Genomic DNA, 12,289 nt, shown 5'->3' on the forward strand with positions numbered 1-12,289 from the left:
TACATAGAATTTCATTCTATAAAACTTAAGTTTTAAAAATGGTGCACTATGGACGATTTTGATAAAAAAATTCTGAAATGCCTTCAGGAAGACGCAACAATTTCTACATCCGCTTTATCGGAAAAAGTGGGGTTATCAACCACCCCTTGCTGGCGTCGTGTGCAAATTCTGGAAGAAAAAGGATATATCGAAAAACGTGTCGCCATCGTTAATAAAAAACAGCTTAATCTTGGTCTTACTGTGATTGTAAATATCAAAACCAGTCAACATTCGAAAGATTGGCTTGATAACTTTAAAACATCCATCATTCATATCCCCGAAGTGGTCGAGGTTTTACGCCTGAGCGGTGAAACAGATTATTCATTGAAAATCCTTGTACCAAATATCGAAGAATATGACCGCGTATATAAAGAAATTATCTCAAAAATTGATGATCTTTATGACGTCAGCTCTAGCTTTGTAATGGAAGAAATTAAGCATACAACCAAGTTACCACTAAACTACGTTTAATGAGATTAGAATTACACAATAAACTTTTAAACGTTTATTTTATTCTAATTTAATAATTTATATTGGTTTAATTTTCCAACATGCGCAAAAATTAAGCATATTAAGAAATAACTTTCCGGATTTCCCATGCTAGCCTTTCATAATAGATAGTGAAAGGACGCTTACATGAAAATTTCGTTTACAGAACACCCGGCATCCGTTGGCGAAACTTATTTCGGACACATGTTTTCAGCACTTAGTTTTTGTGCAAAAATGACCGTTGCATTGATGGCTTGTCTTGTACATGCCTTTCTTCCGTTTCTGTTTGAAAAAACAGGAAGTCAAATGATCACGCGCCTTATGGACGATATGGTTCACCACCGCGATAAGCGTGAAAAAGAAACAGGCGAAGTTGTGGCGGAATAATTAAACCCGCCAACAACTATTAAGATTTTAGCACTTTAGATATCATTAATCCGACGATCATTGCCGGAAAGAAATAAGCTATTCCTTCACTACCAAGTGTAATTGCCGTAACCGCAGGGCCAGGGCAAAACCCACCAATTCCCCAACCGATACCAAACATTGCCGCACCGATAATCAAGTTCTTATCAAGATCCTGACGGGTTGGAATTTGAAATGCGTCGCTTAATATCGGAAGCTCTCTTTTTAAAACCAGCCTATAACCGATAAATACTGTCACGACAGCACCACCCATTACAAACATCAGACTTGGGTCAAAAGTACCAAATAGATCGAGAAAATTTAATACTTTCGCGGGATTGCTCATCCCTGAGACCACAAGGCCAATACCGAAAAGCAGACCTGCTAAAAATCCAAAAACAATCTTACCCATGATTATACCCCCACCACATGTCTGATGATAAACACGGTGATAATACCAAACGCCATAAATGTAACGGTGGCAATGATTGATCTTTTGGAAAGCCTTGGAATTCCGCAAACACCATGCCCGCTTGTACAGCCACTACCTATACCGGTGCCAATACCAACAATCAAACCTGCCGCAATCATTGTCATCATGTCATTTGAAACCACATGATCAATTGGATTTCCTGTTATCATCATGACTAGTGACGGCGCGACGATCATGCCGAGCACAAAAGCAAGACGCCAAATGTTACCGCCCTTTCCACCTGAATAGGGCGGTAAAAGTCGCCCTAAAATGCCACTCACTCCTGCAATGCGGCCATGGAACAACATCAGCATCACTGCAGATAATCCAATTAATGTCCCCCCGACTAAAGATTCGATTGGTGTAAATTCTGTCATTTTACTCTCCAAAACTTGATATTTTAGGTTATGATAACTTAAAATGAATATAAGAATATTATTATAACAATTCCAGACTAGCTCAAAAATTATTTTAAAATATACAAAAAATGTCAAAACAAACAAATTATGCTTTCGTTGATCAATCTAATCCAGATAAAAAACAGCTCTTTATCGATGCCGCAATTTGCTCATTAGCCAAACATGGGTACAAGGGAACGACAGTTAGAAAAATTGCTGAATACGCCGGGGTGGCCCCGGGGTTACTCACCCATTATTTCGATGGTAAAGAAGTCCTGATCGCGGAAAGTTATCAATATCTTGCGCAGTCATTCCTAAATGATTTTAGACAAAATATTGATAATAGTGAAAATAATCCGCTGATTGTTTTACGTTCCTTCATTGAAAATATTTTTAGGGCAGACGGGCTTGGTCCAGAACCCCTTAGAGTATGGCTGTCTTTCTGGACACTCACCCTAACCGAACCAGATTTAAGATCAACCCACCAAGAGATATACAAAAGTTACATCAAATCTATTGAAGAGCTTCTTAAAGATGCGCACGATTATTCATCGACCCCGCCTTCAATGAATATAAATTCAATGGCAATTGGTATTATGTCATTGCTTGATGGTATGTGGCTTGAATGCTGTTTGAACCCGGATGCGCTTTCCCAAAATAAAAACATCGAAATTGTTTTTGATTTTGTCGAAAGCACAACCGGATTAAAACTCAAAACTATTTAAAAACAACTGTTCTTCTGCCGCTGAGCATCACACGTCTTTCGGCGTGCCAGCGTACTGCGCGCATCAGCGCAACACTTTCAGTGTCCCTGCCGATATTCACGAAAGCATCAACGGATGTCGCGTGATCAACACGTTCTACGGCTTGCTCGATAATTGGACCTTCATCCAAATCAGTGGTCACATAATGTGCGGTCGCACCAATAATTTTTACACCCTTGTCGTGTGCCTGACTATATGGTCTCGCACCCTTGAAGCTTGGCAAGAATGAATGGTGAATATTAATCGCTTTTCCGCTAAAATCACGGCACATATCTTCGGATAGAATTTGCATATACCGTGCAAGCACCAATAATTCAGCATCATACGACGCAAAGAGTTCACGAATCTGATTTTCCTGATCCTTCTTTGTTTTCTTTGTTATTGGCAGATGATGATATGGTATACCCGACCATTCAACAAAGGAACGCATTTCTTCATGATTGGAAATAACCGCACAGATTTCAATCGGCAGCACATTTGCTTTCCATCTGTGGATCAAATCATGAAGACAATGACCAAACTTTGATACAGCGATCACCACTCTCATTGGCTTGGTCATGTCATAGAAACGCATCTCGGCTTCATATTGCTTGGCAATCGCTTTTGAACATTCCTGCCAAACCTTAACACCAAGCGGCGCGCTTTCTTCAGTAAATGAAAACCTTAAAAACGCCTTGCCGGATTTTTCCTCAAAATAATGATTTGCTTCGCGGATAAAGGCGCCATTGGATGTTAAAAATCCCGATAGCGCTGCAACAAGGCCGATCTTATCCGGGCAACAGACCGTAAGCACGGTCGTTGTGTCATTCTTTTTCATAACTATTCCCTTTGAAAGCCTTAGAAATCCTCAGGTGGCGTTAATGTTTTGCGTGGTGGGTTCCATGCCGGACCATCCATCACAGTACATTTCGCCCAGCGTCTGTTCCACTTAAGCTCTTTTTGATAGTAAATCTCGGCCCAAACGGTATCACCCACTTTACCGTATGGCATATCAACAAATCCCATTGCGATATTTTTCTTGGCTGTTGGCGCCCATCCGGCGCTGCTTACGTGGCCAATATTCTTACCGTTTTCACTATCAAACAGATATGCATTTTCAGCTGGTTTGTTACCCTCAACATCAAGACGGACGAAACGGTATCGTGAACCATTTTCTTTTTCGCGTTTAAGGGCACGGCGACCATTAAAGACCACCCCTTTATCAAGCTTCACAAGCCAATCGAGGCCAAGTTCATAAGGGGATTTGGCGTGTCCAGGACGTACCGTTTCATTTGCCGGTGAAAAATCAACTTTCGCCGCAATCAAACCCGCTTCAATACGTGCGATTTCAAGGGCATCGCCACCAATTGGACGCAGTGCATAATCTTTGCCTGCCTCATATAATGCATCCCAAAGCGGTTCTGCCTGATCATTCTTGACCCAGATTTCATAACCAAGATCACCAGTATACCCAGTACGCGAAACCATGATCTCACCACCCGGGAAATCAAAGAAACGAAGATCAAACATCTTCATGGTTTCAACGTCCTTAAGGCCCATATTTTTAAGGATCTTACAAGTCACTGGCCCTTGGAAAGAAATGGCGGCGACATCATCCGTTACTTCCTCATATTGAACATCCATACCAATGGCGTTACGTCTTAAGATTTCCATCTGGCGTTCCTGTGCACATAGAAGATATTCATCTTCTGCGACGCGGAAAACGGTACCATCATCACAAACCATGCCTTCATCATCACACCAAACCGTATAAGCAACGCGACCCACACGGATTTTGGTCATGTCACGCGGCAGCAAGCGGTTCATGAAATCAAGCGCATCCGGTCCTTTAATGCGGTATTTTGACATTGGCGTAATATCAAAAATACTGGCCGAATTTCGGATAGCAAAATATTCAATGGTCGGATCTTCAAGCATGTCTGGCGTTGTATATTCCGCCCAACGGTGCCATTTATTCACATAATCATGTTCTTTAATCTTATTATAGAACGGCGAATATTTAACGGCACTTTTCCAGTGCATCGGATCTTTTTCAGATAGGTTTTTACCTGTTGCAGAAAACATTATGCGTCTCCTTTAATAATTGCTTGTGCCGCATTGCGGCCTGCTGCGCCCATCACACCACCACCAGGATGGGCACTGGCGCCACATAAATACATTCCATCAAGCGGAAGTGCGTAACGTGATGCTTCCGGAACCGGACGAAGCATCAACATTTGATCCAGTGTCAATTCACCATGATGCCAGTTACCACCAACAAGTCCGAAACGTTGTTCAAGATCGAGCGGTGTTAGAAGCTCTGCTTCCTCAATCTGCTCTCTGATATTTGGTGCATATTCCGCGATACGGCTAATGCAAATATCAAGGAAATCTGCTCTTGCCGCATCTGTCCAGCCACCTTTTGGTTCATATGGCGCATATTGAACGGTTGCTGTTAATACATGACCCTGATCAGCAAGCGTTCCGTCAACCAATGTCGGGATGGTTATTTCCATCATCGGCCTCTGGGAATACTCACGATACTTGATATGATTATAGGCACGCTCAACTTCCATTTGACTTGGCGCAATCACCAAACGGCTTTTTAGATCATCCGCTGACAATCCTGTAAATTCAGGAACATCTTTTAATGAAATATGAAGCTTCGCCGCAGAACCACGGGAACGAACGTCTGTTGTTCTTTTCACGAAATCAGCTTCGAAATTCTTTGTACCAACAAGATCAAGAACTGTTGTTTTGATATGTGCATTGGAAACAACCGTTGCTGATGACAGAACCTCACCATTTTCAAGTGTGACACCGGATACGGCGCAGTTATCAACATCAATACTTGCAACACGCGCGTCCGTTCTGATTTCCGCACCGGATGCGACAGCAGCTTTTGCCATGGCCTGGGTCACTGAACCCATGCCGCCTTCCGGCACATCAAGTGCACCGTCATTACCCGCCGCAAAGCGGTAAAGATAAGTCAGGAAATTACCCGCAGAAAATGGCCCTGTATGTGTACCAAGCACAGCATCAAAGGCCATTGCCCCTTTAAGCAGTTCATTATCAAATTCGTCATCAAGTACGTCACGGATATTCATTCCGATCATACGAAGGAATTCTGACATTTTTTCTGCACCAAGGCCGAAACGCATTTTCCAACCAAGCTTAAGTGCCGCAACCTTATCATCCCAATCCATATCAAAAATATCAAATGGCGGAAGATCAACAAGAAACCCTAACGTATTTGCGTATTCGTGGATAAGGTTTTTGAAAGTCGTGTAATTGGCCGCATCTGCTTCTGAAATACCACCACCTTTTGCAGTGTTTTTCGTTAAGTAAAGATGATCACCACCCGCATTAAGCGCAATCGTTGATACATCTGTCGCCGCCATCTTTAAGCCATGCGATGAAAGGTTCAGATCTTTTGAAACTTTCCCATTCAGCTGGTTTAAAAAGTATGCACATGATGAAACTTTTTTACCACCCGCAAGCGCACCGGTTACAGCACCGCCACCCACTTCTGCGTTTGCCTCAAGCACAACGGCTTTCTTACCTGATTTTGCTAGGTACGCCGCGCACACTAGTCCGTTATGACCACCACCAACAATAATGGCATCATATGATTGATTATTCATTTTAGTCATCGCCTTCGTCCTCCGGTACGGTGGTACTTATATTCATATCCATTAAGATTTCACGAGCAGAGTTCGCACCCGGCGCACCCATAACACCACCACCTGGATGGGTTGTCGATCCACTTAGGTAAAGCCCGTTAACAGGACCGCGGTACTGGGCACAGCCATGGAATGGTCTGTTGAACAATAACTGGTTCAGTGAAAGTTCACCCTGGAAGATATTCCCTTCTGTAAGACCGATTTCATTATCGATCACCTGACCTGATCTGATCTCAACATGTTCGATCAGGTCTTTAAAGTTCGGGCTATATTTCGCGATTGTATTGATAACATTGTCACCAAACTGTTTAAGCAATTCCGGTGTCCAGTCTTTACCCTCAACACGGGCTGGGCAATATTGCACAAAGCATGTCATATAATGTTTACCCGGAGGCGCCATTGTTGGATCGGTAAGCGTCGGAATCAAAAGATCAAGATATGGGCTTGAAGACCATTTGCCCTCTTTCCATTCATCATAACCGCGTTCATATGCTTCCATATTATCAACAACATGAAAATCACCCTTGATCAGTTCACTACCCTTAGGGAGTGCGGAAAATTCAGGAACGCCATTAAGGGCGATGTTAAGCTTACCTGATGAACCACGGCTTTTATAACGCTTCGCCATTTTGACTACTTTGTCGCCGGCATCTTTTGGATCAAGTAATCCTAAGAATGTTTTCTTTGCATCAAGGTTAGAAACGACACGGTCTGCATAAATTTCTTCACCGCTTTCAAGTACGACACCGCGCACCTTACCATTTTTGACCATGATCAGATCAACGCCTGCACTTGTTCTGATCTCACCGCCGTGTTCGCGAACTGCACCCGCAAGCGCACCAGACATTGCACCCATACCGCCACGTGGGAAACCCCACGCACCAACAGCACCATCAACATCACCCATGTAATGATGCAGAAGCACATATGCCGTTCCCGGTGACATAGCACCAAGGTTCGTTCCCACAACCGCGGAACCGGCTTTATGCGCTTTAATCAGGTCGGATTCAAAAAATTCATCAAGAAATTCACCAACACTAACCGTGAAGAATTTCATGAAATCATGAAGATCACGTGGGCCAAGTTCAAGAAACTTTTTACCAAGCCAACGCAGCTCATCCAGATCACGGAATTTGAAACTTGTGGGATCAGGTGGCGTGCGCAGAAGCATAGGACGAATGAAACGGCACCATTTTGCCATTTGATGGTAATAACGGTCATATGCATCCACATCCACCGGGCTATGACGTCTGATTTCACGGCGCATCACTTCATGATCACTGTAACTACCAAGATAATCACCGCAATCCGTAACTGTGAAACCGCCATTATAGGTCACAACCTGAAGACCATGTTTCGCCAGATTTAACTGACGGTAAATTTCTGGTCTAAACAGACTGGCCAAGTAAGAACAGTTTGAATATTTCCAATCTTCGTGAAGATTACGACTGACGGTCGCACCGCCGATATAATCATTTTTTTCGAGAACAAGAACATCAAGCCCCGCCTTACCCAAAAATGCTGCGTTGGTTAAGCCGTTATGGCCCGACCCAACAACAATGACATCATACTTTTTCATTACACTTTCCCTTTAAAGTCTGAAAAATCCAAGAATCAGACCCGTTTCATGTTCTGATATATGCATATAACAAAACGGTTTGTCCAGTAAAAAATGAATGAACAACCATTCAGTAATATAAAATAAGCTATTATATTGACTTAATTTTTTATATTTTGTATTGTGAATATTATTGAAAATAAGGACTTGCATGACTGTTCAGCGAAAAACTGGCTCAAGGCGCGCCGGAAAAGAATATAGAAAACGCCAATTAATCGAAGCGGCGATCGATTCAATTGCCAAACGTGGGTTGGGCGACACCACCCTAAGTCATGTGGCAAAAACAGCAGGATTAAGTCAGGGTATCATCAACCTTCATTTTACCAGTAAAGAAAATCTTCTGAATGAAACCATTCATTATGTCCGCAGTGAATATCAGGAAAACTGGAAAGCAGCCCTTGAAAAAGCCTCAAGCGAACCTGCTGCAAAGTTAGCCGCCCTTTTAAAATCTGATTATCACCGAAAAGTTGCCGATGTAAAAAAACTGGCCGTTTGGTTCGCATTTTGGGGCGAGGCTAAATCAAGACCGGTATATAAAAAGATCAGCCAGGAACGCGTTGCCGATTATTCCGAAGTTCTCGAAGAAACCCTCATCGCCCTTATCGAAGAGGGGCAATATAAAATTGATGACCTTGATGCGTTAATTGGTGGCATTGTTGCCATGGCAGATGGGTTATGGCTGAATATTCTTATTTCTTCTGGAAAAGGCTTAAAAAGAAGCGATGCTGAGAACATCATGATGCAGTATTTGTGTCAGATATTCCCAAAACACAAAGAATTCTTCAACTGATTTTAAAAATTCTGATTTCAGAATCTGATTGCAAAAATATTCTTCATCCCTATATTGTACATTTGTACAAAATGATAGTGTGGAATAAAAAATGGCAAAATTCAAACCAATTTCTGAGCTTATAAATAATTATCAGACCGGTTATTCATTAGAGCAGGAATTCTATAAAAACCCTGATCTATACGAAGTGGAAATGCAAAATATTTTCATGAAACACTGGATCCTCGCTGGCCATACTTCACAAATTCCAAATAAGGGCGATTACCTGCTTTTTGAATTTGATAAAGAAAGTGTCATTGTCATCAGAACAGAAGATGGCAGCGTCAAGGCCCATATGAATGTCTGCACACATCGCGGCTCGCACATCTGTCTTGAAAAACAAGGAACGGTAAAAGCGCTAACTTGTCCCTATCATGCGTGGACATTTAATTTGGACGGTGAATTAAAAGCCGCCCGCAATATGCATGAAGATTTTGATTTTTCCGACAATGGCCTTCATAAGGCCAATGTGGAACTTGTAGGCGGTTTGATATTTGTAAGCCTATCCGAAAACCCGCCGTCACTTGATGGTATGCGTAAAGACCTCGCAGACGTATTTGACGTGTTTGGTTTTGATCATATGAAAGTCGCCAAACATCAAACGTATCACATTAAATCCAACTGGAAACTATCCGTTGAAAATTATCAGGAATGTTATCACTGCGCCCCATCCCATAAAGATTTCGCAAAAGTGCACGCAATGGCGATGACGCCAGAAAAATTCAACAAACAAAAAGAAGACTTTATCGCCAAGTCCGATGGTTATGTCAGAACCAAAGCATCACCCTTTTATTTCGACTTAGCAAAAGAGGGCGAAGAATGTTACCAGTACGACCGTAACCCACTGCTGCCCGGCAGAAAAACAGGAAGCAAGGGCGCAGAACCAGTTGCGCCGTTACTTGGCAAACTTAAAAAATACGAAGAGGCCGCATCAGAGTTCATGGTAGGCCCTGTGACATATTTCCTAATTTATGATGATCATATGCTGGGCTATCGCTTTTTGCCAGACACGCAGGAAACAAGCATTTGTGACCTGTTCTGGTTTGTGCGCGATGACGCGGTTGAAGGTAAGGATTACGACCTTGATGACCTGACATGGTTATGGCACGTCACCATTTTGGATGACGAAGAAATCATTGTGAATAATCAGAAAGGCGTGGATTCCAGATATTATCGCCCGGGCAAACTTTCTGAATGGGAACATTTTCCGCAAAATTTCCTGAATTTTTATCTTAATGCCATCAGTGAAGATTAAATATCGGATACGGCGCGGCTCATCATCGGGTAAATTTCCCTGAATAATGCCTCGTCGCGTTCTTCGTTCGGGTTATCAGGGTCAGTCACCATTAACTTTAATGCGTTTATGACCTTTAAGATGTCTTCCGCGTCGGGTTTTTGGTCATAATCACCGGTGAATATTTGTCGTAACCATTTACACATGCGTGTTACACGCGGCCAACCAAATGTGGCCGCCTCCCCTTCAAGGTTATAGGACAGCTCAACGACCTTTTCGATCTCGCCTTTAAGTAGTGCGTTTTCAATCTCACCCACCCGGGTACGCAGTTCAGTTTTAAATTCAACCGCAACTTTTTTAACGGCATGTCTGGCACGAATAAGCATCGCAGCTTTTTCCATTTCAAGATCTTTATTCATCGCCCCCTCCCGCTTGTTCGCCATTACCTGTGGATGATCTTCTATCATTATCACCGGTCCATTCAGGAATATTCATGGTTTTCCGACGACGGTTCGGGCCAACATATTCATCAACGTTGATAAATTCGCGTCTGTTAAAAAGCGCATTATATGTTTTTTTATAAACCTGATCTGGTGAAAATGGTTTGCCGATGACTTCGGTTACGCCAGCATCTCTTGCCATGGTAATTGTATCAATGTCAGTAAGGCCTGTATTTAGAATGACCGGAATATCTGCTGGATTTTTATCACAACTTGATGCGCGGATCATTTTTATGAAATTAAGGCCCTTTCTATTTTCAAGCATAAAGTCGATAAAAATCGCATCATAGGTTTTATTGTAAAAAAGCTTTTCCGCGTCTTCGAGAGTTTTGCAAAGGGTCAGTTTCTTGATGCCGAATGCATCAAGAATTGAATATAAGGTTTTCGCAATGAAAGTATTGTTATCAACGATTAATACTTTTAGACCAGCGAAATCTGACATTCTTACTCCCATAAAATTATTATATTTTTATCATACGGTGCTCACTTATCAATTTTACTGACAAAGTGAAAATAGAAGGTTACTTATTATAGAAATGAAATTCAAGGAGAAGTCATTGAGCGAGTATCAGAATAAAGTCTTTTGGCATCAAAATGTAGATTTTCATATTGATAAAAAACCTCTTGAAAGTTCATCAGACATCGTCATTGTGGGCGCTGGGTTCACGGGGCTTGCGACCGCACTTCATCTACTCCGCGCGGGAAAATCCGTCACAATATTCGATGCCATGACAATTGGCGAAGGGGCAAGCGGTAAAAATGGCGGCATGGTCGGCCCAAGCCTTCATAAACTTGGACTTGCTGGACTTACAAACGCATACGGCCGTCAAAAAGCATTAGAAATATTACAAGAAGGCATGACGGCCATTTCCTATTTTCAGGAATTCATTGCTGAAGAAAATATTGATTGCGACCTAAAAATGACGGGTCGATTTCGCGGTGTCACCAATGAACAAGCATTAGAGGGGGTAAAACGTGATAGTGAAAACCTGCTCGCGCTTGATGGCTTTAAATATGACGTCGTCGAAAAGCAAAACGTCCATGATGAAATCGGGTCTGATCTTTACCAAGGTGGGGTAATTTATCATCAGGATGGCGGCTTACAACCTTATAAGCTTGTGACATCACTGGCGACAAAAGTGACCGAACTGGGCGGTATCATTCATGAAAACACCCGCGTAAGCGACATCACCAAAACACCAAACGGATTTCAAGTTGAAACGACCATCGGTACTGTTAGTGCTGGTGATGTTGTTGTGGCTAGTAATGCCTATACCAAAAAATTTGGTGGCAATTATTCCAAATGGTTCTCGAAAAGGTTATTACCGATAACATCTGCAATGATCGCGACGGAAGAACTTCCGAAAGATACCATTGACAGGTTTTTCCCGAAGAAACGTATGCATGGCGGCAATCATAGACTGGTGCAATATTACCGTGCTAGTCCGGATCATAAACGTGTCCTTTTTGGTGCACGTGGGCCGGACAGATTAGATAGAGCCGATAAAAACGGCCCCGTTTTAAAAGAACATCTTTGTAAAATTTTCCCTGAACTGGAAAATGTCAAAATCGATTATTCATGGTCTGGGCGTGTTGCTTATACGTTTGATCATACACCCCATCTTGGAATACAGGACGGCATATATTACGCGATCGGATATTGCGGTTCCGGCGTCACCAGATCAATATACCTCGCCCGTCAATTAAGCCGCCGGATATTAGGTCAAGAAAACCACCAAACCGCCTTTGATGATTTAGGGTTTAAATCAAAACCATTTTACAACGGAAACCCTTGGTTTATGCCGGCCGTCCTAAAATGGCATAGTTTCCTTGACCGGATAGAAGGAAACTAAATATAAATAAACATCACAAAATAATA

At 42.4% G+C, this 12,289-nt stretch carries 14 protein-coding genes; 6 read left to right on the forward strand and 8 right to left on the reverse strand.

Annotated elements, in window-relative coordinates:
* Positions 1–48 precede the first annotated feature (48 nt).
* Positions 49–510 carry an Lrp/AsnC family transcriptional regulator gene (locus KW060_RS13875; RefSeq protein WP_249035987.1) on the forward strand — a complete coding sequence of 154 codons (462 nt, stop codon included), beginning with the start codon at positions 49–51 and terminating at the stop codon, positions 508–510.
* A 165-nt stretch (positions 511–675) separates the two neighbouring features.
* Entirely contained in the window at positions 676–915 is a 240-nt protein-coding gene (locus KW060_RS13880) for a DUF6356 family protein (RefSeq protein ID WP_249035988.1), read from the forward strand.
* 19 nt (positions 916–934) lie between these two features.
* Here KW060_RS13880 and KW060_RS13885 read toward each other — a convergent pair whose 3' ends face one another.
* Positions 935–1,345 (reverse strand): DUF6691 family protein, encoded by a 411-nt coding sequence (locus KW060_RS13885; protein ID WP_249035989.1) that lies wholly within the window; start codon positions 1,343–1,345, stop codon positions 935–937.
* A gap of 2 nt (positions 1,346–1,347) precedes the next feature.
* The gene (locus KW060_RS13890) at positions 1,348–1,782 is read right to left on the reverse strand and encodes a YeeE/YedE family protein (protein ID WP_249035990.1); all 435 of its coding nucleotides are present in this window, start codon (positions 1,780–1,782) and stop codon (positions 1,348–1,350) included.
* A gap of 110 nt (positions 1,783–1,892) precedes the next feature.
* Here KW060_RS13890 and KW060_RS13895 point away from each other — a divergent pair, with 110 nt between their 5' ends.
* On the forward strand, positions 1,893–2,528 hold the full coding sequence (locus tag KW060_RS13895) for a TetR family transcriptional regulator C-terminal domain-containing protein (protein ID WP_249035991.1): 636 nt from the start codon (positions 1,893–1,895) through the stop codon (positions 2,526–2,528).
* On the opposite strand, the gene purU is transcribed toward KW060_RS13895, so the two are convergent.
* The 4 genes from purU to KW060_RS13915 are packed head-to-tail and all read right to left on the reverse strand — an operon-like array spanning position 2,521 to position 7,808.
* A complete protein-coding gene (gene purU / locus KW060_RS13900) occupies positions 2,521–3,384 on the reverse strand; it encodes a formyltetrahydrofolate deformylase (RefSeq protein ID WP_249035992.1) in 864 nt (287 codons plus the stop codon). The two genes, KW060_RS13895 and purU, sit on opposite strands and share 8 nt — an antisense overlap.
* Positions 3,385–3,404: 20 nt before the next feature.
* Positions 3,405–4,631: an aminomethyl transferase family protein gene (locus KW060_RS13905; RefSeq protein WP_249035993.1), complete on the reverse strand. Its 1,227-nt coding sequence runs from the start codon at positions 4,629–4,631 to the stop codon at positions 3,405–3,407.
* The gene (locus tag KW060_RS13910; RefSeq protein WP_249035994.1) at positions 4,631–6,190 is read right to left on the reverse strand and encodes a phytoene desaturase family protein; all 1,560 of its coding nucleotides are present in this window, start codon (positions 6,188–6,190) and stop codon (positions 4,631–4,633) included. The genes KW060_RS13905 and KW060_RS13910 overlap by 1 nt, the downstream gene beginning before the upstream one ends.
* A gap of 1 nt (position 6,191) precedes the next feature.
* On the reverse strand, positions 6,192–7,808 hold the full coding sequence (locus tag KW060_RS13915; protein WP_249035995.1) for a phytoene desaturase family protein: 1,617 nt from the start codon (positions 7,806–7,808) through the stop codon (positions 6,192–6,194).
* Between the two features lie 190 nt (positions 7,809–7,998).
* Here KW060_RS13915 and KW060_RS13920 point away from each other — a divergent pair, with 190 nt between their 5' ends.
* Both KW060_RS13920 and KW060_RS13925 read left to right on the forward strand, forming a co-directional pair.
* On the forward strand, positions 7,999–8,637 hold the full coding sequence (locus KW060_RS13920) for a TetR family transcriptional regulator C-terminal domain-containing protein (RefSeq protein ID WP_249035996.1): 639 nt from the start codon (positions 7,999–8,001) through the stop codon (positions 8,635–8,637).
* Positions 8,638–8,728: 91 nt separating this feature from the next.
* Positions 8,729–9,931 (forward strand): aromatic ring-hydroxylating oxygenase subunit alpha, encoded by a 1,203-nt coding sequence (locus KW060_RS13925; protein ID WP_249035997.1) that lies wholly within the window; start codon positions 8,729–8,731, stop codon positions 9,929–9,931.
* Here KW060_RS13925 and KW060_RS13930 read toward each other — a convergent pair.
* Entirely contained in the window at positions 9,928–10,329 is a 402-nt protein-coding gene (locus KW060_RS13930) for an Hpt domain-containing protein (RefSeq protein WP_249035998.1), read from the reverse strand. The two genes, KW060_RS13925 and KW060_RS13930, sit on opposite strands and share 4 nt — an antisense overlap.
* Positions 10,322–10,852 (reverse strand): response regulator, encoded by a 531-nt coding sequence (locus KW060_RS13935; RefSeq protein WP_249035999.1) that lies wholly within the window; start codon positions 10,850–10,852, stop codon positions 10,322–10,324. Before KW060_RS13935 ends, KW060_RS13930 begins: the two co-directional genes overlap by 8 nt.
* 115 nt (positions 10,853–10,967) lie before the next feature.
* Between KW060_RS13935 and KW060_RS13940 the strand changes: the two genes are divergently transcribed.
* On the forward strand, positions 10,968–12,263 hold the full coding sequence (locus KW060_RS13940) for an NAD(P)/FAD-dependent oxidoreductase (protein ID WP_249036000.1): 1,296 nt from the start codon (positions 10,968–10,970) through the stop codon (positions 12,261–12,263).
* The last annotated feature ends 26 nt before the right edge of the window (positions 12,264–12,289 follow it).

The sequence above is a fragment of the Pseudemcibacter aquimaris genome (assembly GCF_028869115.1).
GTDB classification, from domain to species: domain Bacteria; phylum Pseudomonadota; class Alphaproteobacteria; order Sphingomonadales; family Emcibacteraceae; genus Pseudemcibacter; species Pseudemcibacter aquimaris.